Source organism: Pseudomonas sp. GNP014 (assembly GCF_054344005.1).
Genome location: NZ_JBTGUS010000001.1, coordinates 4167612 through 4189336, shown reverse-complemented (window position 1 = coordinate 4189336; position 21725 = coordinate 4167612). Strand labels below are relative to the sequence as shown.

At 59.6% G+C, this 21725-nt stretch carries 24 protein-coding genes and 1 pseudogene; 16 read left to right on the top strand and 9 right to left on the bottom strand.

Annotated elements, in window-relative coordinates:
* Positions 1–79: 79 nt before the first annotated feature.
* The 3 genes and pseudogenes from ahpF to ACXX9E_RS18845 form a co-directional block, all read right to left on the bottom strand.
* Entirely contained in the window at positions 80–1642 is a 1563-nt protein-coding gene (gene ahpF / locus ACXX9E_RS18855; protein WP_123468394.1) for an alkyl hydroperoxide reductase subunit F, read from the bottom strand.
* 132 nt (positions 1643–1774) lie between these two features.
* Positions 1775–2339, bottom strand: a pseudogene (ahpC, locus tag ACXX9E_RS18850) (alkyl hydroperoxide reductase subunit C).
* Between the two features lie 137 nt (positions 2340–2476).
* Entirely contained in the window at positions 2477–3415 is a 939-nt protein-coding gene (locus tag ACXX9E_RS18845; protein ID WP_222833010.1) for a site-specific integrase, read from the bottom strand.
* A gap of 177 nt (positions 3416–3592) precedes the next feature.
* Here ACXX9E_RS18845 and ACXX9E_RS18840 point away from each other — a divergent pair, with 177 nt between their 5' ends.
* On the top strand, positions 3593–4609 hold the full coding sequence (locus tag ACXX9E_RS18840; protein ID WP_123468390.1) for a DNA-binding protein: 1017 nt from the start codon (positions 3593–3595) through the stop codon (positions 4607–4609).
* Here ACXX9E_RS18840 and gorA read toward each other — a convergent pair.
* Together gorA and galU are read right to left on the bottom strand one after the other, a co-directional pair.
* A complete protein-coding gene (gorA, locus tag ACXX9E_RS18835) occupies positions 4606–5964 on the bottom strand; it encodes a glutathione-disulfide reductase (protein ID WP_458555931.1) in 1359 nt (452 codons plus the stop codon). The genes ACXX9E_RS18840 and gorA overlap by 4 nt on opposite strands.
* Positions 5965–6095: 131 nt before the next feature.
* Complete coding sequence (gene galU, locus ACXX9E_RS18830; protein WP_007912230.1) at positions 6096–6935, bottom strand: UTP--glucose-1-phosphate uridylyltransferase GalU; 840 nt, start codon at positions 6933–6935, stop codon at positions 6096–6098.
* 258 nt (positions 6936–7193) lie between these two features.
* Between galU and ACXX9E_RS18825 the strand changes: the two genes are divergently transcribed.
* Positions 7194–7382, top strand: coding sequence for a hypothetical protein (locus ACXX9E_RS18825; RefSeq protein ID WP_267794972.1), 189 nt, complete (start codon positions 7194–7196; stop codon positions 7380–7382).
* A gap of 144 nt (positions 7383–7526) precedes the next feature.
* Positions 7527–7808, top strand: coding sequence for a hypothetical protein (locus tag ACXX9E_RS18820; protein ID WP_177490493.1), 282 nt, complete (start codon positions 7527–7529; stop codon positions 7806–7808).
* A gap of 3 nt (positions 7809–7811) precedes the next feature.
* On the opposite strand, the gene ACXX9E_RS18815 is transcribed toward ACXX9E_RS18820, so the two are convergent.
* Both ACXX9E_RS18815 and ACXX9E_RS18810 read right to left on the bottom strand, forming a co-directional pair.
* The gene (locus ACXX9E_RS18815) at positions 7812–8042 is read right to left on the bottom strand and encodes a hypothetical protein (protein WP_095187256.1); all 231 of its coding nucleotides are present in this window, start codon (positions 8040–8042) and stop codon (positions 7812–7814) included.
* A 71-nt stretch (positions 8043–8113) separates the two neighbouring features.
* Positions 8114–8470, bottom strand: a complete 357-nt coding sequence (locus ACXX9E_RS18810) for a hypothetical protein (RefSeq protein ID WP_222833012.1) — start codon at positions 8468–8470, stop codon at positions 8114–8116.
* 210 nt (positions 8471–8680) lie between these two features.
* On the opposite strand from ACXX9E_RS18810, the gene ACXX9E_RS18805 reads away from it, so the two are divergent.
* The 5 genes from ACXX9E_RS18805 (at position 8681) to ada (ending at position 11816) form a co-directional block, all read left to right on the top strand.
* Complete coding sequence (locus tag ACXX9E_RS18805; RefSeq protein ID WP_057400164.1) at positions 8681–8983, top strand: DUF1883 domain-containing protein; 303 nt, start codon at positions 8681–8683, stop codon at positions 8981–8983.
* Between the two features lie 28 nt (positions 8984–9011).
* Positions 9012–9188, top strand: a complete 177-nt coding sequence (locus tag ACXX9E_RS18800; protein WP_177490491.1) for a hypothetical protein — start codon at positions 9012–9014, stop codon at positions 9186–9188.
* 93 nt (positions 9189–9281) lie between these two features.
* A complete protein-coding gene (locus tag ACXX9E_RS18795) occupies positions 9282–9992 on the top strand; it encodes a 2OG-Fe(II) oxygenase (protein ID WP_267794984.1) in 711 nt (236 codons plus the stop codon).
* Positions 9993–9997: 5 nt separating this feature from the next.
* Complete coding sequence (gene alkB / locus ACXX9E_RS18790) at positions 9998–10663, top strand: DNA oxidative demethylase AlkB (RefSeq protein WP_458555930.1); 666 nt, start codon at positions 9998–10000, stop codon at positions 10661–10663.
* 85 nt (positions 10664–10748) lie between these two features.
* Positions 10749–11816 (top strand): bifunctional DNA-binding transcriptional regulator/O6-methylguanine-DNA methyltransferase Ada, encoded by a 1068-nt coding sequence (ada, locus tag ACXX9E_RS18785; protein WP_186745912.1) that lies wholly within the window; start codon positions 10749–10751, stop codon positions 11814–11816.
* Here ada and ACXX9E_RS18780 read toward each other — a convergent pair.
* Both ACXX9E_RS18780 and acuI read right to left on the bottom strand, forming a co-directional pair.
* Positions 11813–12271 (bottom strand): GyrI-like domain-containing protein, encoded by a 459-nt coding sequence (locus ACXX9E_RS18780; protein WP_458555929.1) that lies wholly within the window; start codon positions 12269–12271, stop codon positions 11813–11815. The genes ada and ACXX9E_RS18780 overlap by 4 nt on opposite strands.
* Positions 12272–12335: 64 nt before the next feature.
* Positions 12336–13319, bottom strand: coding sequence for an acrylyl-CoA reductase (NADPH) (acuI, locus tag ACXX9E_RS18775; protein WP_422495539.1), 984 nt, complete (start codon positions 13317–13319; stop codon positions 12336–12338).
* A gap of 188 nt (positions 13320–13507) precedes the next feature.
* Between acuI and ACXX9E_RS18770 the strand changes: the two genes are divergently transcribed.
* The 8 genes from ACXX9E_RS18770 (at position 13508) to ACXX9E_RS18735 (ending at position 21617) form a co-directional block, all read left to right on the top strand.
* Positions 13508–15949, top strand: a complete 2442-nt coding sequence (locus tag ACXX9E_RS18770; RefSeq protein ID WP_458555928.1) for an autotransporter — start codon at positions 13508–13510, stop codon at positions 15947–15949.
* Between the two features lie 108 nt (positions 15950–16057).
* Positions 16058–17122: an NAD(P)H-dependent flavin oxidoreductase gene (locus tag ACXX9E_RS18765; RefSeq protein WP_458555927.1), complete on the top strand. Its 1065-nt coding sequence runs from the start codon at positions 16058–16060 to the stop codon at positions 17120–17122.
* 169 nt (positions 17123–17291) lie between these two features.
* Entirely contained in the window at positions 17292–18059 is a 768-nt protein-coding gene (modA, locus tag ACXX9E_RS18760; RefSeq protein WP_458555926.1) for a molybdate ABC transporter substrate-binding protein, read from the top strand.
* On the top strand, positions 18060–18740 hold the full coding sequence (gene modB, locus ACXX9E_RS18755; protein WP_186745899.1) for a molybdate ABC transporter permease subunit: 681 nt from the start codon (positions 18060–18062) through the stop codon (positions 18738–18740). It abuts the gene before it with no gap.
* Positions 18741–18743: 3 nt separating this feature from the next.
* On the top strand, positions 18744–19823 hold the full coding sequence (gene modC / locus ACXX9E_RS18750; protein WP_123468359.1) for a molybdenum ABC transporter ATP-binding protein: 1080 nt from the start codon (positions 18744–18746) through the stop codon (positions 19821–19823).
* Between the two features lie 70 nt (positions 19824–19893).
* A complete protein-coding gene (locus ACXX9E_RS18745; RefSeq protein WP_458555925.1) occupies positions 19894–20931 on the top strand; it encodes a DNA topoisomerase IB in 1038 nt (345 codons plus the stop codon).
* A 103-nt stretch (positions 20932–21034) separates the two neighbouring features.
* Positions 21035–21265 (top strand): hypothetical protein, encoded by a 231-nt coding sequence (locus tag ACXX9E_RS18740; protein ID WP_336346842.1) that lies wholly within the window; start codon positions 21035–21037, stop codon positions 21263–21265.
* A gap of 121 nt (positions 21266–21386) precedes the next feature.
* Complete coding sequence (locus tag ACXX9E_RS18735; protein WP_008082703.1) at positions 21387–21617, top strand: hypothetical protein; 231 nt, start codon at positions 21387–21389, stop codon at positions 21615–21617.
* The last annotated feature ends 108 nt before the right edge of the window (positions 21618–21725 follow it).

The following is a 21725-nucleotide window of genomic DNA, read 5'->3' as shown; positions in this document are numbered from 1 at the left end:
GCTGGGGTGAGGGGCAAGATTTCACGCCCAATAAAAAACCCGTGATCTCTCACGGGTTTTTTCATTTATGGCCTGGCAGTTACGCCGGAGCCGAAGTGCGGATCAAGTGATCGAAAGCACTCAACGAAGCCTTCGCGCCCTCGCCCACCGCAATCACGATCTGCTTGTACGGCACAGTCGTTACGTCGCCGGCAGCGAAGATGCCCGGGATCGACGTCTCACCACGGTTGTCGACAATGATCTCGCCACGTGGCGACAGCTCGATGGTGCCTTTGAGCCAGTCAGTATTGGGCAACAGACCGATCTGGACAAAGATCCCTTCCAGCTCGACGGTACGCAGTTCATCGCTGTTGCGATCCTTGTAACGCAGACCGTTGACCTTCTCGCCATTACCGGTGACTTCAGTGGTTTGTGCGCTGGTGATCACGGTGACGTTCGGCAGACTGTGCAGCTTGCGTTGCAGCACAGCGTCGGCCCGCAGTTTTACATCAAACTCCAGCAAGGTGACGTGGGCCACGATACCGGCCAGGTCGATCGCCGCTTCGACGCCGGAGTTACCGCCACCAATCACCGCAACACGCTTGCCTTTGAACAGCGGGCCATCGCAGTGCGGGCAGTACGCCACGCCTTTGTTGCGGTATTCCTGCTCACCCGGCACGTTCATTTCGCGCCAGCGTGCACCGGTCGCCAGAATCACACTCTTGGCTTTGAGCGTCGCGCCACTGGCGAAGTGAACTTCATGCAGCTCGCCGTTCTTGCCGGGAATCAGCTTGTCGGCGCGTTGCAGGTTCATGATGTCGACGTCGTATTGCTTGACGTGTTCTTCCAGCGCAGTCGCCAGTTTCGGGCCTTCGGTTTCCTGTACGGAAATGAAGTTCTCGATGGCCATCGTGTCCAGCACCTGGCCGCCAAAGCGCTCGGCCGCGACACCGGTGCGGATGCCTTTGCGCGCAGCGTAGATCGCCGCCGAAGCACCGGCCGGGCCACCGCCGACTACCAGCACGTCAAAGGCTTCTTTGGCACTGATTTTCTCGGCCTGACGCTCGATGGCGCCGGTGTCGAGCTTGGCGAGGATTTCTTCCAGACCCATGCGGCCCTGACCGAAGTTCTCACCATTGAGGTAGATGCTCGGCACCGCCATGATCTTGCGATCATTGACTTCGTCCTGGAACAGCGCGCCGTCGATGGCGACGTGGCGAATGTTCGGGTTGAGCACGGCCATCAGGTTCAGTGCCTGGACCACGTCCGGGCAGTTCTGGCAGGACAGCGAGAAATAGGTCTCAAAGCTGAACTCGCCTTTGAGCGAGCGGATCTGCTCGATCACTTCAACGCTGGCTTTCGATGGGTGACCACCGACTTGCAGCAGAGCCAGCACCAGGGAAGTAAATTCGTGGCCCATCGGGATACCGGCGAAACGCAGACTGATGTCGGCGCCCGGACGGTTGATCGAGAACGATGGCTTGCGGGCATCATCACCGTTGTCGATCAGGGTAATCTGGCTCGACAGACTGACAACGTCTTTGAGCAGGTCATGCATTTCCCGGGATTTCGCACCGTCGTCGAGGGAAGCAACGATCTCGATCGGCTGGGTGACCCGTTCCAGGTACGATTTCAACTGGGCTTTAAGATTGGCGTCCAACATACGGGCGATCTCCTGTGTCTTTATTCGAGGCGAAAAAAAGCCCGAGCGAATCTCGCCCGGGCTTTTTTATTGGGCGGTGCAGCTTACTGAAGTAGGTGCGGAGTTCCGCCCTGTGTTGCGTGTCTCACAGACTTAGATCTTGCCGACCAGGTCCAGGGACGGAGCCAGAGTGGCCTCGCCTTCTTTCCACTTGGCTGGGCAAACTTCGCCTGGGTGAGCAGCAACGTATTGAGCAGCCTTGATCTTGCGCAGCAGCTCGGAAGCGTCACGGCCTACGCCGCCATCGTTCAGTTCAACGATTTTGATCTGGCCTTCAGGGTTGATCACGAAGGTGCCACGGTCAGCCAGGCCAGCTTCTTCGATCAGCACGTCGAAGTTGCGGGAGATGGCGTGAGTCGGGTCGCCGATCATGGTGTATTCGATTTTGCCGATGGCTGGCGAAGTGTTGTGCCAGGCAGCGTGGGCAAAGTGGGTGTCGGTGGAAACGCTGTAGATCTCTACGCCCAGTTTCTGGAAGGCAGCGTAGTTGTCAGCCAGGTCTTCCAGCTCGGTAGGGCAAACGAAGGTGAAGTCGGCTGGGGTAGAAGAATACGACCGACCACTTGCCTTTCAGGTCAGCGTCCGAGACTTGAACGAAGTCGCCGTTTTTGAACGCGGTAGCTTTGAACGGTTTTACTTGGCTGTTGATGATAGGCATTGATGACTCTCCGTCAGGGTTGTGAAGTTGATGGGGTGAATCCTACCCACTCACTCGACGGATGGCTCATTGGCAAACCTGATGCTGCTGATTTGTTTTCGCTATTAGCTGACTGTATTAATAGAAGAAAACGATATCTACGACGAAGCCGGCTTTTCCGTAATCCGAGCCATCCCCTGGAATGGGCTTGCTTCAACATAGCGCATCGCGGACTTCATATCCTTCCAGCCGACGTAACTCATCAGCGACTTCAAGTCCCAGCCGCTTTGATGGGCCCACGTGGCAAAGCCTCGACGCAGCGAATGGCTAGTGTAGTTTTCTGCCGCAATACCGGCACGCTCCAGCGCCTGACGCAGCAGCGGAATGATGCTGTTGGCGTGCAAGCCCTCCTCGCTCAGGTTGCCCCAGCGGTCAATGCTGCGGAAAACCGGGCCACGTACCAGAGCGGCTTCGGTCAGCCAGTCGATATAGGCCTGAACCGGACACAGTTTCAGCAGTGCCGGCGCTTGATACGTCTGTCCAAGGTTTTCCCGATCACCCTTGCTGCGCGGCAGATACAAGGTGATGCCAGTGCCGGCGTTGGCCTGCACATGCTCGATCTGCAAGCGGCATAGCTCATCACTACGAAAGCCGCGCCAGAAGCCGAGCAGAATCAGCGCCCGATCGCGGTAGGCCTTGAGCAGCGCTGGACGATCCTGTTGCTGCTTCGCCGTCAGCGCCTCTTGCTCCAGCCAGGCGACGACGCGTTCCAGATCGCGCAATTGCAAGGGTTCGGCTTGCTTTTCCTGCGCCGGATGCAATGCCCGAATACCCTTGAACACCTTGCGCACCACCGGCGCTTTGGTCGGATCGGCAAACCCCTGACTGTTGTGCCACTGCGCCAGCGCCGACAGACGCAGCTTGAGCGTGTTGATCGACAGCACGCCTGCATGTTCGACGAGATAACGCGCCACGCTGTCTGCCGTGGCTGGCAGGAAACCTCCCCACGTCACTTCGAAATGCTCGATGGCCGCGCGATAGCTGCGTCGGGTGTTGTCGCGGGTAGCGGCTTGCAGATAGCGATCCATATCGCTCATGGGCAGTTTTCTCGCAGGCGTACTGATTCAGGGATCAAAAAACGGATTTAATCACCTGACACTGGGTAATACTAGTATATCCCGTGTCTTTAATATCAAAGGTTTAACTTTATTTTTTGAATGGTACACTGCGTACTTTAGTGGCATGTACCACAGTACACAACCGTAGGAGTTCTCATGGCCCGTGGCGGCATTACCAAAGCGCTGGTTCAGATTGCGCGCACCGCGATTCTGGCCCGCGGCGAACACCCGAGCATTGATGCAGTACGCATCGAAATGGGTAATACCGGCTCGAAAACCACGATCCATCGATACTTGAAGGAGCTGGATGACGGCGCCCAGCCAATCGAAGCCTCGGCCGAACCGATTGATGACGAGCTGACTGCACTGGTCTCGCGCCTCGCTCAACGCCTGAAAGAACAGGCGCAAGAGCCGATCGAGCAGGCACGCGAGCAGTTCGAAGCGCAACGCGAAGCCCTGGAGTCGGAACTGAAGCAAACCCGCCAGGCCCTGGAAAAGCTCGAGCACGAGCACGACATTCAAGGCGCCGCGCTGGAGCGTGAGTCCGAAGCACTGAGCAACACCCGCTCCATGTTGCAAACCGAACAAACCCGTAATGCCGGTCTGAATCAGGCACTGGCCGATTTCGAATTGCGCCTGCAGGACAAGGACGAGCAGATCCGCTCGCTGGAAGAAAAGCACCTGCACGCCCGTGACGCACTGGAGCACTACCGCAACGCCACCAAAGAGCAGCGCGAGCAGGAACAAAGTCGCCACGAAGCGCAAGTGCAGCAGATTCAGGCCGAACTACGTCAGGCACAGCAAAGTGCGCTGGTCCGCCAGGATGAAATCACTCAACTGCATCGCGACAACGAACGCCTGCTCACGGAAAATCGTGGCACTCAACGCGAATTGAATTTGTTGCAGGATCAGCTCAAGCAGAGCAATCAGCGCCAGGATCAATTGCTTGAGCAAGCGACCCGCGTCGACAGCGAACGCACCCTCCTCCAGGAACGTTTGCGCGTAGCGACGCTGGAAAGCCAGACACTCAAACAGAGCGTCGAGGAGCAGGCACTGCTCAACCAGTCACTGGAAAAGGAATTGAGTAAAGTGCAGGCAAGCCTGGAAGAAAGCCAACGTCTGGCAGCCACCGTTGCGGCAGCGCCAGACCCGGCCAAACCGAAAAACGCTTAAGCGCCGACCGGCGTACGCATTGTGACGAACTCTTCGGCGGCCGTCGGGTGAACCCCGATCGTGTCGTCGAAGTCGCGCTTGGTGGCACCAGCCTTCAATGCAATCGCCAGTCCCTGCACGATCTCTCCGGCGTCAGGGCCGACCATATGGCAACCGAGGACTTTATCGGTTTTGCCGTCGACCACCAGCTTCATCAGCGTCTTCTCCTGACACTCGGTCAGCGTCAGCTTCATCGGACGGAAACGGCTTTCGTAAATGACCACGTCGTGACCCGCCTCGCGCGCCTCTTCTTCGGTCAAGCCGACTGTGCCGATGTTCGGCAGGCTGAACACGGCCGTCGGGATCATCTTGTAATCGACCGGACGGTATTGCTCAGGCTTGAACAGACGTCGCGCCACCGCCATGCCCTCAGCCAATGCCACCGGGGTCAACTGTACACGACCGATCACATCGCCCAGCGCCAGGATTGACGGCTCGCTGGTCTGGTATTGCTCGTCGACCTCAATGAAGCCTTTGTCGTTGAGCTGCACATCGGTGTTTTCCAGGCCCAGGTTATCCAGCATCGGACGCCGGCCAGTGGCGTAGAACACGCAGTCCGCCTCCAGCACTCGACCATCCTTGAGGGTAGCTTTCAAGCTGCCATCGGCCTGCTTGTCAATGCGCGCGATGTCGGCATTGAACTGCAGATCCATGCCGCGCTTGGTCAGCTCTTCCTGCAGATGCTTGCGCACCGAACCGTCGAAGCCGCGCAGGAACAGATCACCGCGATACAGCAAGGTGGTGTTCTCCCCAAGTCCGTGGAAGATCCCGGCAAACTCGACCGCGATGTAACCGCCACCGACCACCAGCACGCGTTTCGGAAGCTCCTTGAGGAAGAATGCCTGGTTGGAGCTGATGGCGTGCTCATGCCCCGGAATCTGTGGAATCTGCGGCCAGCCGCCGGTGGCGATCAGAATGTTTTTTGCAGTGAAACGCTTACCGTTGACCTCGACCTCATGCGGGCCGACGATCTTCGCGTGCGCTTCATGCAGGGTCACGCCACTGTTCACCAGCAGATTGCGGTAAATGCCATTGAGGCGGTTGATCTCGCGATCCTTGTTGGCAATCAGCGTCGCCCAATCGAAATTCGCTTCGCCCAGGCTCCAGCCGAACCCGGACGACTGCTCGAAGTCTTCGGCGAAATGCGCGCCGTACACCAAGAGTTTTTTCGGCACGCAGCCGACGTTGACGCAGGTGCCGCCCAGATAACGGCTCTCGGCCACCGCCACTTTTGCACCGAAACCGGCAGCAAAACGGGCAGCCCGCACACCGCCGGAACCGGCACCAATCACATAAAGGTCAAAATCGTAGGCCATTTCTATCTCCTCGGCAGGCGATCAGCATACCCGCAGCCACCCGTTGGGCAAGTCCTGGCAAGTAAATGGGGGCGGAAAATGAAAAAAGCCACTCGAAGGTGGCTTTTTTCTTACAAACGAAGCAGGCGTACTCAGTAAGCCTTGCCAGTCTTGTAGAAGTTCTCGAAGCAGAAGTTGGTCGCCTCGATGTAGCCTTCAGCGCCACCGCAGTCGAAACGCTTGCCTTTGAACTTATAGGCCATCACGCAACCGTTCTGGGCCTGCTTCATCAGGGCGTCGGTGATCTGGATTTCGCCACCCTTGCCTGGCTCGGTCTGCTCGATCAGGTCAAAGATGTCCGGCGTCAGGATGTAACGACCGATGATTGCCAGGTTCGACGGTGCGTCTTCCGGCTTTGGCTTCTCGACCATGCTGTGAACGCGGTAGATGTCGTCGCGGATCATCTCGCCGGCGATCACGCCGTACTTGCTGGTTTCCTGCGGATCGACTTCCTGAATGGCGATGATCGAGCAGCGGAACTGCTTGTACAGCTTGACCATCTGGGTCAGCACGCCGTCGCCTTCGAGGTTGACGCACAGGTCGTCCGCCAGCACCACAGCGAACGGTTCGTCACCGATCAGCGGGCGACCGGTCAGGATCGCGTGGCCCAGACCTTTCATTTCGGTCTGACGGGTGTAGGAGAACGAGCACTCATCCAGCAGCTTGCGGATGCCGACCAGGTATTTCTCTTTGTCGGTGCCTTTGATCTGGTTTTCCAACTCGTAGCTGATGTCGAAGTGGTCTTCCAGAGCGCGTTTGCCACGACCCGTAACAATGGAGATTTCCGTCAGGCCAGCGTCCAGAGCTTCTTCAACGCCGTACTGGATCAGTGGCTTGTTTACCACCGGCAGCATTTCTTTAGGCATGGCTTTAGTCGCTGGCAGGAAGCGAGTACCGTAACCGGCTGCTGGGAACAAGCATTTCTTGATCATATAAGTCCTTGAAAGGGCTGTGTGTACGAGTTTCGGCGCAGTCTAATCAGGCGGCGTGCACCTTACAATGCCCCGCACTGGCTAACCGATGCCAACATAGAGAAATATTCTCGCCGATAGTTCCATCGGCAACTTCGGACCGCGAAATCAGCGTAGCTCAAAGTCACCGATAAACCGCTCCACCATACGCTCATCGTCACCCAATGCGAGCATTTGCCGGTATCATGGCGGCTTTGAACCAGCGAACGAGACAGATAGATGGCCGCAGCAAAAATCATCAATGGGTACACGGTCGACAAGGGCAAAGATGGCCAGTGGCACATCACTGCCGCCAATGGCGAAGATGTGTCCGGGCCGTTACCTACTGAAGCCATGGCGATCGAAGTCGCGTCGGTACTCGATTACACGCCGCCCGCGCCGAAGCGACGCGGCAAGAGCGAGGACTGAGCCCTCGCAGCGAATGCCGAGCCCTGCCATTGCGCAGGGCTTTTTTCTGTTCGAACGCAAACAAGTGGCCAATCGCTATAACCTTTTCACGCCGGCGCTGTCAGAGCGTCTAGTCCCCCCTCGCTGAAGATCACACTCATGAATATGAACAAATGGCTGCCCCTCGTTGCGGTATTGGCATTAAGCGGCTGCGCCACCTCTGAAACCACGTACCTGAACAATGGCGAACAGGGCCTGAGCATCGATTGCTCCGGCGAAGCCAACTCCTGGGCCACCTGCTACGAAAAGGCTGACGCGTCCTGCGCCGGGACCGGTTACCGCATCGTCGGTACCGACGGCACGCCAGCGTCGAAGGAAAGCGACAAGACGCTCGGCGTCGATGTCGGCAACTACAAGAACCGCAGCGTGGTGGTGGTCTGCAAATAAACCCTACATGTGTATTTCAGCGAACTTGATCCCGAGTCCGCGCACGACTTCGATCAGGTCGTCGAGTCGGCTGAACGACTCGACCTCATCGTTCTCGTCCACCAGAAAGTAACTGCGCCCGGCGCTCTTCTTGAAAAACACGATCCACTCCCCCGGATTCGCCGGGTTCTGAATCACATGGGTGGCAGAGATAAGGCCCTCTACGTGGCGCTCCCGTACTTGCTCTCGCTTCATCGCGACTCCAGAAATGAAAATGCCGTCACAGCATGACTGTGACGGCATCGATGCTGATGACAGACAGTCTATCAGCCGGAAATGCACGCATTGGCAGCGTTGCGCACATCCCGAGGGCGAATGGGAACGTTGGACATACGCTCATGCAGCTTGATACTGCTGCCGCCGGAGCGGTCTTCGATATCAAACACAGCGGCCGGACCCGAGGACAATTTGCCCGGAACGATCACCCGAACCCCGTCCTTGTGCGGTTGCGTTTGCAGCGCGCCGCGGCTGTCAGCCAGTTTGTCGGACAGGCACTGCGCATATTCCTGGGGCTTCTTGCCAGAGATCACGCTCATGGTCGGCAGCGTTTCGTTTATTTCAGAAACGCTCGCACAACCACTCACCAACAGAACCAATGGCAGACACACCACACCCCACTTCATATAAAACCTCCATTAAAGACCGTCCGACAGCACAAATGCCGTTTTTATCCGAGGCCTTCTGCAATTAACCCGCATCCAATCGCGAATATCTGTTCAAAATTGTCAAAGCGACGCCCGACGGCCGGATAATAACCCGTGCGGGCTGATAAACTGCGCTCATCGACAAGCTATCGTTTTGATTTAGTAGAAAAAGCCCTTCTGGAGGCGCCCATGAAATTTATTCACCAGCGCGAGCACCTCAACGAAGACGACATCGTCGTCATCCAATGCTCGCAAATGTGCAACATCCGTCTGATGAACGACGCCAACTTCCGCAGCTTCAAGAACGGCGGCCGCCACACCTATCACGGTGGCGCTTTCGACACGTTCCCGGCCCGTATCACCGCGCCGAGCACCGGGTTCTGGAACATCACCATCGACACCGTCAACCGCCGGGCGATCAGCGTGACCCGTAAACCGACGCTGACCCATTCGATCAAGATCATTCGCCGCTCCAGCTCCAAACTCAGCTGAGACGCTCCGCCCATTCAGAAAGGTAGGCATGACCGTGGCTCAAACGACCAAATACGTCATCAAGTACAAACTCAACGGCGAACGCCGCTTCGAGTTCGCACAACTGCAGAACGGCACAGCGGAAGAGGCCAAGGCAGCCCTGGACGCTATCCACGGCCAGAGCGACGATGTGATCACTGACATCGCCGTGAGCAAAGCGCTGTAGTACGGCGCCGGGAATTCGACCGCAAGCGGCGGAGTGCTCTGCCGCCCGCACCTGACCAGACTGACGGCTTCGACCTTGGGTCAAGGAGTCAGCATGTCGATGTCACCCACCCGTTTAGCCGAACTCGACTGGGCCGGTCTTGAACAGCAACTGGACCGCGACGGATGCGCCATCATCCGCTCACTGCTGTCGGCCGCAAGCTGTGAGCACCTGAGCGCGCTCTATCCGCAGACCGGGCCGTTCCGCTCCCAGGTCATCATGGCTCGCCATGGTTTCGGTCGCGGCGAATACAAGTACTTCCGTTATCCGCTGCCCGCGCCCATACAACGCCTGCGCACGGCGCTGTATCCGTGCCTGGTGCCGGTGGCGAATCGCTGGTACGCGCGAATGAACCTGCCGGAACGTTTTCCGCCAGGCCACGACGAATTTCTTCAGCACTGCCATGCCGCCGGCCAGTTGCGCCCTACTCCGCTCTTATTGCAGTACGGTGCGCAGGACTACAACTGCCTGCACCAGGATGTGTACGGTGAATGGGTGTTTCCGTTGCAAGTGGCGATTCTGCTGTCAGAACCCGGCGAGGATTTTACCGGTGGCGAATTCGTCCTCACCGAACAACGCCCGCGCATGCAGTCGCGTCCGCTGGTGCTGGATCTGAAAAAAGGCGATGCCGTGATCTTTGCCGTCAATCAACGCCCGGTCAAAGGCGTGCGCGGCGATTACCGGGTGACCCTGCGTCATGGCGTCAGTCGCCTGCACAGTGGAAAAAGGCATACCCTAGGCATCATCTTTCACGACGCCACGTGACGACCATGTCATCCCGTACATTCGATCTGTTCGCAGGCCACGAACCCGAACAACAGCCACGAGCCGAGCAGATCGGCGAACAATCATGGGTGTTGCGCGGTTTCGCCTTGCCGGTGGTCGACCACCTGCTGCCGGCGCTGGACGCCATTCTCGTCGCCGCGCCCTTGCGTCACATGGTCACGCCGGGCGGCTTCAGCATGTCAGTCGGCACCATCAGTTGCGGTGCGTGGGGCTGGATCACCGATCGCAGCGGCTATCGTTACTCGCCCGTCGACCCGCTCAGCGGTTTACCCTGGCCGCCGATGCCGAAATCGTTCGCCATGCTGGCGCACTCGGCCGCCGAACGCGGCGGATTCTCTGACTTCAACGCCGATTCCTGCCTGATCAACCGCTATATCCCCGGTGCCAAGATGTCATTACATCAGGATAAAGACGAAAAGGACTACGCCGCACCGATCGTTTCCCTGTCCCTCGGGTTGCCGGCGATGTTTCTGTTCGGCGGTTTTTCCCGCAGCGACAAAACTCAGCGCATTCCTCTGCTGCACGGTGACATGGTGGTCTGGGGTGGCGTCGACCGCTTGCGGTATCACGGCGTATTGCCGATCAGGCACGGTCAGCATCCGCGCCTTGGCGAACAGCGGATCAACCTGACATTCCGGGTCGCCCGATAAGCAGAAAATTCGACCGCAAGGCCCGGAGTGTCGTGCGCGCCGAGGCTGATTAACCTGAGTCAAACAGGTCAACGGATTACTCATCATGAAAACGCTTTCGACCCCGCTCAACATCCAGGACGATCCACGCTGGGCCGCCGTGGTCGCTCGCGATCCACGAGCGGACGGGCAGTTTGTCTATGCGGTAAAAACCACCGGCATCTACTGCCGTCCCAGCAGCCTGGCACGGTTGCCGAAACCGCAGAACGTCGAGTTCTTCGACAATGCGCAACAGGCTGAAGCGGCAGGCTACCGGCCGAGCAAACGGGCCAGCAAGGATCACAGCGATGTCGCAGCGCAACACGCTGTGACCGTGGCGAAAGCCTGTCGACAGATCGAAACGGCAGAAAACCCGCCGCGGCTCAATGAGCTCGCGCAGACGGCAGGCTTGAGCCCGTTCCATTTTCATCGGGTGTTCAAGGCTGCCACCGGCCTGACGCCCAAAGGTTACGCCGCCGCCCACCGTTCGCGCAGGGTCCGCGAACGGCTGGCAGACGGCGACTCCGTGACGGACGCGCTCTATGACGCCGGTTTCAACTCCAACAGCCGCTTCTACGAAGCCGCCGATCATCTGTTAGGCATGAAGCCCGGCGACTACCGTGCAGCCGGCCAGAACAACGACATTCGTTTCGCGGTGGGCCAATGCTCGCTCGGCGCGATCCTGGTCGCGCAAAGCGAACGCGGGGTTTGTGCGATTCTGCTGGGCGACGACCCGCATCAACTGGTGTGCGATCTGCAGGATCAATTCAAGAAAGCCAACCTGATCGGCGCCGACCGTGGATTTGAACAACTGATCGCCAAGGTCGTGGGCTTTATCGAAGCGCCGGCCATTGGCCTGGACTTGCCGCTGGACGTGCGCGGGACCGCGTTTCAAGAGCGCGTCTGGCAAGCGTTGCGCGAGATTCCGCCCGGCAGCACGGCCAGCTACGCCGACATTGCCCAGCGCATCGGCGCGCCGACATCCATGCGCGCCGTGGCCCAGGCCTGCGGGGCCAACCGTCTGGCGGTAGCGATCCCCTGCCACCGCGTGGTGCGCAGCGATGGCAATCTGTCAGGTTATCGCTGGGGCGTGGAGCGCAAGCGCCAGTTGCTGGAGCGTGAGACGCAGTCTTAGCGAACGCCGATATGGATCGACACTGATTCGGGGCCGGTATAGGCCTCGAAGTCCGTGGCGTAGCGACGCTGGATCTGCGGATTGTCATTAAAGAACGTCCACACTTTGCCCCAGGTAGAGATCACCGCGTCGGGCATTTGACCGTGCGCCTCGAACACCAGATAGTCGCCCGCTTCGATCTCGACCGATTCGTACCCGCCCGCAGGCTTGTCGACAGCCACGCCCGCAGTCACGTCGAACGCCCCGGAGGCGTCCGATTCGTAGGCCGAATACACGCCATACACGGGCGATCCGGCTTGCTGGTCGGGAATGCTTTCAGCCAGTGCGCTGGCGAAAAACTGCCGCCACATCGGGCCGATCTTCGCCGACTCGGTGCTGTGCTCTGCTGCATTGTCCGTGCGTACACGCAAGCCCGAGACCGTGAAGGCGTCTATCTGCTGCCGTTTCAAGTCCATCGAAAACCTCACTCCCTGATTGGTTGAAGCACGGTCCGCAAGCGCCGCGATGGCGTTAACTCTGTCAGCGATTGACGTCAACGACAACCCTGCCGCGCAACTGTCCGGCGAGCAATGTCGGCGCCGCATCGACCGCTTCGCTCAGGCTGATTTCATGACTGATCAGCGACAGCAACGCGAAGTCCAGATCCTTCGCCAGACGATCCCAGGCTTCCAGGCGGCGCGCCTTGGGCTGAGTCACGCTATTGATGCCGGCCAGCGTCACGCCGCGCAGGATGAAAGGCGCTACCGACGCCGGAAAATCCATACCTTGCGCCAAGCCGCAGGCAGCGACTGTTCCTTCGGCACGGGTGCTGGCGCAGGCGTTGGCCAGGGTGTGGCTGCCAACCGAATCAATGACGCCCGCCCAACGCTCCTTGGCCAGCGGTTTGCCGGGTTCGGACAAGGTTGCGCGCTCAATGATCTCGCTAGCGCCCAGCTGTTTCAGGTACTCATGCTCGGAGACCCGACCGGTGGATGCCACCACCTGGTAGCCGAGTTTGCTGAGCAGAGCGATGGCAAAACTGCCCACGCCGCCATTGGCGCCCGTCACCAGAATCTCGCCCTGATCGGGCGTGACGCCATTGCGCTCCAGCGCGAGGATGCACAGCATCGCCGTGTAGCCAGCGGTGCCAATGGCCATCGCCTGTGCCGGGGTAAAAGCCTTGGGCAACGGAATCAGCCAGTCACCCTGCAACCGGGCTTTTTGCGCAAGACCGCCCCAATGACTTTCACCGACGCCCCAGCCGTTGAGCAGCACTGCATCGCCGACCTCGTAATCGGCGTGAGCACTGGCCTCAACCGTACCGGCCAGATCGATTCCCGGCACCATCGGAAATTTGCGCACCACCGGACTGCTGCCGGTAATCGCCAGGCCATCCTTGAAGTTGAGTGTGCTGTAGGCGACACGTACGGTGACATCGCCTTCGGGTAACTGGTCCTCGTTGATCGCTTGCACGCTGGCGCGATAACCGCGGTCGTCTTTGTCGATCAGAATGGCGTTGAACATGGCGACCTCTCGCGAACAGGGTTAAGGATTGCGTGCCTTGAAATACCACATCGCAATACATTGCCACACTCGACTTTCTGCTTGTCCGCAAATCGACCGGGTATTTGCATCGCGGGCGACTATGCTTTTTCGACGGTTGTGCTTTCGCGTTGATTCCTTTGGAAATCGCCCTGTCGATGGAGCTGACAATGCCTTATCCGCGCCCGTTTCTTGTGATGTTGATGCTGTGGCTGCTGACCTTCGGCAATGCTTTGGCAGCCCCCGCGACAACAACCGCTGACGCAGCGCCGGACGCGCCGACATGGCCGCAAGTCATCACCAGCGGCAAGGCGAAACTGACCGTGTACCAGCCGCAACTCGACAGCTGGGATGGCTATACCCTCAATGCCCGCGCGGCGGTCGAAGCCACAGGTGGCGACGGCAAGTCCACCTACGGCATCGTCCAGTTCAGCGCGCATACACTGGTCGACAAAGCGACCCGCTGGGTGGCGCTCGATCAGTACAAGCTGATCAAGGCCGACTTCCCGCCCGATGCCAGCCAGGCCGACATCTGGGTCGCGGCATTGCAAAAGGACGCCGAAAACCGCAAGAAGACCATTTCGCTGGATCAGCTCGAAGCCGCCGTAGGCGTGCTGTCGGCCGAGCAGAAAGCCGACAGCGCGCCACTGGAAAATACGCCGCCAGCCATCGTCACGTCCGACGCCCCCGCTCTGCTTGTCTATATTGATGGCGAGGCCGCCTATCGAGCGGTGGACGGCACTGCGCTGCAACGGGTGATCAACACTCGGCCGCTGCTGCTGAAAGATGCCCAGGGCAAACATTACCTGCATGTGTTCGATGGCTGGATGGTTGCCGACCAGTTGAGCGGCGAGTACATGCGCCTGGCCGCACCACCTGCCGATCTGGAAAAAGCCCGACTGGCGGCGATTAAGAGTCGGCAGGTCGATCTGTTGACGGGACAAAGTGATCCCAAAGACAAGGTGCCGAGTCTGGCCAAACCGCCGCAGCCGAAGATCTTCATCGCCACCACGCCCACCGAACTGCTGGTGACCGACGGCGCGCCACAATGGCTGCCCATCCAAGGCACAAGCCTGCTTTATGTGAGCAACACCACCGGGCATATTTTCAAGGAAATCGGTGACCAGAACAGTTACGTGCTGATCTCCGGGCGCTGGTTTCGCGCCAGCGACATGAAGGGGCCGTGGACATTTACCCCGGCCGACAAATTGCCCGCCGACTTCGCCAGCATCCCCGACGACAGCCCGAAAGAGAACGTCAAGGCCTCCGTCGCCGGCACGCCACAGGCCAAGGAAGCGGCGATTGCCGCGACCATTCCCCAGACCTCGGCGATCAAGAAAAACGCGGTGTACATGACAGCGCCGCAGTTCGATGGCGAGCCGCAACTCAAAGCCATCAACAGCACACCGTTGCAGTATGTGGTCAACAGTGCGACACCGATCATTCGCGTCGACAACGACAGCTGGTTTGCGGTGGAGAACGGGATCTGGTTCACCTCGAAGTCCTTGAACGGACCGTGGATCGTGGCCAGTTCCGTACCGGCGGTGATCTATTCGATCCCGCCGAGTTCGCCCATGCACTACCTCACCTACGTCAAGGTCTATGAGTCCAGCGGCGATACCGTGGTGGTCGGTTACACGCCGGGGTATCAGGGATCGAATCTGGACCCGGCGACCGGCGTCGTGGTTTATGGCACCGGTTATCCGTACACGCCGTGGGTCGGCAGTGTCTGGTACGGGCCGCCGGTGACTTACGGTTTCGGCGTCGCCATTCGCTACACACCCTGGACCGGCTGGACGTTCGGCTTCGGTTTCGGCTGGAGCTGGGGCGGCAGCACCGTGGCAATGGGCTGGGGCTGGGGCGCCTATCCGTGGTGGGGCAATTACGGCTGGGGTTACGCCTGGGGCCCGCACCTGTATCCAGCGCCGCTGGCCTGGGGTGGCGCCGCCTACGGTTATCGTGGCGGCGCGGTAGCCTGGGGGCCCGGCGGCTGGGCCGGAACCACGGGCAACATTTACCATCAGTGGGGCGATCGAGCGACCGTCAGCCGCTACGGTGCGGGCTACAACGCCTGGACCGGCAATCGCTGGGCGGGTCAGGTAGGTGCTTCGTATAACTCACGCACCGGCGTCGCAGCGGCGGGTCAACGGGGCGCCGTGCATAACGTCTATAACGGCAACTATGCAGCCGGACGCAGCGGCGTGGCGACCGGGCCGAACGGCGGCGCCATTGCCGGCGAACGGGTCACTGTCGGCAATGCGCGCAACGGCACGCAAGTCACCGCCAACCGTGGTGCGGTGTACAACCCCAACTCCGGCAACACCACCCAATATGGCGCGGTTCGCGGACGCAACAGTGGTGTGGCCCATGTCGGCGACAACGTTTATGCGGGGCATGACGGTAACGTCTACAAGAAAACCGATAATGGCTGGCAGTCGATGGTGGGCGGCGGTACACGGCCGGCGCCGGTAAACAACAATGCACAACTGCAGAACCTCAATCGCGAATCCGCTGCGCGCAATGTCGGCAACCAGCGCACCAACAACTTTCATAACTCCTCGCAAAACATGAATCGTTCGTTTGGCGGCGGCGGCGGATTACACCGACGCTGAAAAACTGCACGGCATATTCAGTATTTCGAACTGGCTGTGTAGACGGCTTTGCTGTTAAAAAACGACCCTGCCGTCCCTGCCCGTTTTGTCGTTCGGAGAACCGCTGTCATGAGCCAATGGCCAGATAACCGCCTGCTTGACCTACTCGGTATTGAGGTACCAATCATTCAGGGCCCGATGGCCGGTGCCACGAATTCGTCCATGGTGATCGCCGTGTGTAATGCCGGGGGGCTGGGTTCGATGCCGGCGGCGATGCTCAGCATCGAGCAGTTGCGTGACGAGCTGAAAACCATTCGTGCAAACACTGACAAACCTTTCAACGTGAACTTCTTCTGCCATCAGCCACCGGCGCCGGATGAACAACGCGCCCGCGACTGGAAGAACCTGCTGGAACCTTACTACCGCGAACTGGGCGTGGATTTCGACGCACCGACGCCGGTGTCCAATCGCGCGCCCTTCGATGCCGCAGCCTGCGAAGTACTGGAGGAGTTTCGACCGTCGGTGGTGAGCTTTCACTTCGGTCTGCCGGAAAAATCCCTGCTGGATCGGGTCAAGGCCACCGGCGCGAAAATTCTCTCCTCGGCCACCACCGTCGAGGAAGCCGTGTGGCTGGAGCAGAACGGTTGCGATGCGATCATTGCCATGGGTTACGAAGCTGGCGGCCATCGCGGAATGTTCCTGAGTGAGGACTTGAGCAGTCAGGTTGGTACATTTGCCCTGGTACCGCAGGTGGTCGATGCGGTGAACATTCCAGTGATCGCTGCGGGCGCCATTGCCGACGCTCGCGGTGTCGCGGCAGCGCTCATGCTCGGCGCGTCGGCGGCGCAGGTGGGTACTGCGTACCTGTTCACCCCGGAAGCGAAAGTCAGCGCTGCTCATCACCAGGCGCTGCGCACGGCCAAGGAAAGCGAAACCGCGATCACCAATATTTTCACCGGCCGCCCGGCCCGGGGTATTCTGAACCGTGCCATGCGCGAGCTGGGCCCGATGTCGCCGATGGCTCCCGCATTTCCGCTGGCGGGGGGTGCGTTGATGCCGTTGCGAGCGAAGCGTGAGGCTGAGTTCGCCAACCTCTGGGCGGGTCAGGCCTTTACGTTGGGCAGAGACGTCAGCAGTGCCGAACTGACGCGACAGTTGGCCGACGGTGCTTTGGCAAAACTGCAACAGCGTTGAGTCCGGACCGCGTGAGGAATCGAAGCCCTCACACTGGTTTCAAGCAACACTTTCCGTTTGCCGGCGTTTCGCTATATATTTCGCTATATAGCGATCTCACCCCTCGCATCGGCGCAGTCCACCTCCAACAATAGCTGCCCTGTGCTGACGCCAACCACGGAGCTGTTACATGACCATTTGTGCCTCCCGTTTTGCCCCTTCCTGCCTGGTTTCCCTGCTCGCGGTGTTCGCCATTGGCACTGTCCAGGCTGATGAAGTGCAAGTGGCTGTAGCTGCCAACTTCACCGCGCCGATCCAGGCGATTGCCGCCGATTTCGAAAAAGACACCGGGCACAAACTGGTCGCCGCTTACGGCGCCACTGGCCAGTTCTATACCCAGATCAAAAACGGCGCGCCGTTCGAAGTGTTCCTCTCGGCGGACGACACCACTGCGGAAAAACTCGAAAAAGAAGGCGATAGCGTCAAGGGCTCGCGATTCACCTACGCCATCGGCACCCTGGCGCTGTGGTCGGCCAAAGAAGGCTACGTCGATGCCAAAGGCGATGTGCTGAAGAAAAACGAGTATCAGCATCTGTCCCTCGCCAACCCGAAAGCCGCACCTTACGGGCTCGCCGCCACGCAGGTGCTGGAGAAGCTGAAACTGACCGAGGCCACCAAAGCCAAGATCGTTGAAGGCCAGAACATCACCCAGGCGTATCAATTCGTCTCCACCGGCAACGCCGAACTGGGCTTCGTTGCTCTCTCGCAGATCTACAAGGACGGTAAAGTCAGCAGCGGCTCGGCCTGGATCGTTCCGGCCAGCCTGCACGACCCGATCAAACAGGACGCGGTCATCCTCAACAAAGGCAAGGACAGCGCCGCCGCCAAAGCCTTGGTTGAATACCTCAAGGGCCCAAAAGCCGCTGCGGTGATCAAGTCTTACGGTTATCAACTCTAAATGGCACTGACGAGTGCCGATTTTGCGGCGATCTGGCTGACCCTGAAACTGGCGTCCCTGACCACCGTGATTCTGTTGCTGGTCGGCACACCAATCGCCCTGTGGCTGTCGCGTACCCGCTCGTGGTTGCGCGGCCCGATCGGGGCGATTGTCGCCCTGCCCCTCGTGCTGCCGCCGACCGTCATCGGTTTCTATCTGTTGCTGATGATGGGGCCGCACGGCTTTCTCGGCCAATTCACCCAATGGCTGGGACTCGGCACGCTGACCTTCAGTTTTACCGGGCTGGTGATCGGCTCGGTGATCTACTCCATGCCGTTTGTGGTGCAACCGCTACAGAACGCCTTTTCGGCGATCGGCACCCGTCCTCTGGAAGTGGCCGCGACTTTGCGCGCCAATCCTTGGGACACTTTTTTCAGCGTGATGCTGCCCCTGGCGCGCCCGGGTTTTATCACGGCAGCGATCCTCGGATTCGCCCATACCGTCGGTGAATTCGGTGTGGTGCTGATGATTGGCGGCAACATTCCCGACAAGACCCGCGTGGTGTCCGTGCAGATTTACGACCACGTCGAAGCCATGGAATACGCCCAGGCTCACTGGTTGGCCGGGGCGATGCTGGTGTTTTCCTTTCTGGTGTTGCTGGCGCTGTACACCAGCCGCAAAACCCGTGCGGGCTGGAGCTGACCGATGATTGATGCACGTTTGAAAATCGGCTATTCCGGCTTCAGCCTGGACGTTGACCTGCACTTGCCGGGCCGTGGCGTCACCGCGTTGTACGGTCATTCCGGCTCCGGCAAAACCACCTGCCTGCGCTGCATTGCCGGGCTGGAACGTGCCGAACAGGCATTTATCCGCATCAACGGTGAAGTCTGGCAGGACAGCGACCATGGCACTTTCGTCCCGCCACACAAACGCGCAGTCGGCTACGTGTTTCAAGAGGCCAGCCTGTTCGCGCACCTGTCGGTGCTGGGCAATCTGCAATTCGGCCTCAAGCGCATCGCCAAGGCCCAGCGTCGGGTGGATCTCGCGCAGGCCACTGAACTCCTGGGTATCGGTCATCTGCTCGAGCGCCATCCGCAGCACCTCTCTGGTGGCGAACGTCAACGAGTGGGCATTGCCCGAGCCCTGCTGACCAGCCCGAAGTTGTTATTGATGGACGAGCCCCTGGCCGCTCTCGACAGCCAGCGCAAACGCGAAATTCTGCCTTACCTGCAGCGTCTGCATGACGAGCTGGACATTCCACTGCTGTACGTCAGCCACGCGCAAGACGAAGTGGCGCGACTGGCCGATCACCTCGTGCTGCTCAGCGATGGCAAGGCCTTGGCCAGCGGCCCGATCGGCGAAACCCTCGCCCGTCTGGATTTGCCGATGGCAATGGGCGACGACGCCGGAGTGATCATCGAGGGTCAGGTCAGTGCCTACGACGCCGATTATCAGTTGCTCAGCCTGCAATTGCCGGCCACCCATTTGCACATTCGCGTCACCCACGCGCCGATGGCATTGGGTCAGGCCTTACGGTGCAAGGTACACGCGCGCGACATCAGTCTCACCCTGCAGAACACCGAGTTCAGCAGCATCCTCAATCGTCTGCCGGTCACCGTGGTCAGTGAACTGGCAGCGGACAACGCTGCCCATGTCCTGATTCGTCTCGATGCCGGCGGCACGCCCTTGGTGGCGCGTATCACGCGCTTCTCGCGGGATCAACTCGGCGTGCATCCGGGCCAGCAACTCTGGGCGCAGATCAAGGCGGTCGCAGTGCTGGCGTAAATCATTCGGCACGACGGCTACAGCGTGCGGTCAATCGTTTACAGACCACGACGCCCCCAAGGAAGCCGCCATGCCCGACACCGTGCTGACCGACGCACTGCCCCCAGACCTGCACTATGTCGATGACACCCAGCCCGGTATCACGCGCAAGAAACTGCGCGGCAAGTTCAGCTACTTCGAACCCTCGGGCCAGCGCATCACTGACCCGGACGAAATCAAACGCATCAACGCCCTCGCGGTGCCGCCGGCCTATATCGACGTGTGGATCTGCGTCGACCCGCGTGGCCACCTGCAAGCCACTGGGCGCGATGCCCGTGGCCGCAAACAATACCGCTATCACGCGCGCTGGCGAGAAGTGCGCGATGCCGACAAGTATTCACGCCTGCGCGAATTTGGCCTGGCGCTGCCAAAATTGCGCAAACAGCTGGAAGCGCTGCTGGCCGCGCCCGGTTTCAGTCGTGACAAAGTCATGGCCACGGTGATCACCCTGCTCGATGCCACGCTGATTCGTGTCGGCAACACGCAGTATGCGCGGGATAACCGTTCCTACGGCCTGACGACCTTGCGCAGCCGACATGTCGAGGTCAACGGCAGTGCGATCCTGTTCCAGTTTCGCGGCAAGAGCGGGATCGAACATCAAATCACCGTCAAGGATCGCCGTCTGGCGCGAATCATCAAGCGCTGCCTGGAAATCCCCGGGCAGAACCTGTTTCAGTATCTGGATGAAAATGGTGACCGCCACACAGTCAGCTCTTCCGACGTCAATGCGTATCTGCAAACCCTGACCGGCGCCGACTTTACCGCCAAGGACTACCGCACCTGGGCCGGCAGCGCCCTGGCATTGGCGGTGTTGCGTGGGCTGACTCACGAATCGGAGATCGAAGCCAAACGCCACGTCGTCGAGATGGTCAAGGGCGTAGCCAAACAGCTGGGCAATACGCCAGCGGTGTGCCGCAAGTGCTATATCCATCCCGCTGTGGTGGAAAAATTCATGCTCGGCGCACTGGCGCAACTCCCCCGTCCGCGAGTACGCAAAGGGCTGCGCGCCGAAGAAGTGGCGCTGGCAATGTTTCTCGAGCAGATGAGCGAAATGACTGACTCGCCTTGATCCCCGCCTGGCAGTGCCAGCCGACGAGTTGATCTGCCTATTTTTTGCACGATCGCCGCAGCCTTCTATAGTTGATCTGACACGAATCAGCTGCGGTGACGCCATGGAAGACATTTTCGTCGTGAAGCGCTGCAACAAGATCATCATTCACGGTCGACGCGCCGGAGAAAGCCAGCATGATCCCGCCGAAGCCATTGGCTGGTTTCGTATCTGCGACACGCGCACGGGTGGCTTCATCGGCGATGGCTACGACAGGGAGCAAGACGCCAGGTTCGAATGCGAGCGCCTTAACGCAGCGAGTTCTCCACTACCGGTCCGCCAGTCTTCCGGCTGATGCCGATCACCGGCGGGTCTATACTGAAACCAGCTGAAGGAGCAGCACCCCAACGGCAGAAGGCTCGCGACTTGCGGGCTTTTTGCTGCCGCTCAGCGGTTTCATTGAACGGAGGTGTTCCATGTCCGAAAAAGAGTCCATCACCACCCTCCTCACCCTGCTCGACGCCCGGCAGGCCCGCCTCGCGGCCGCTTGCAAGGAGATCGCCGACTGGGTCGATCATCAAGGCGGACACCCCACCGCCCTGCGTATCCGCGATCGGCTGAACGACATCGAAAAGGATGCGCCGCTGATTCGCAATACACTGTCGGCCCTGAAGCCGGTTGATCGGCCGCTGCCACGGTTCAGATAACGACAAATCAGGTCATCGCGAGGGATGGTCATTGTTGCCGGGCGGCCTTCTGCCCGGCGATTGCTTGTGTGAGCCGAAAAGTTTCTTTTCACGAAGCCATCACATCGA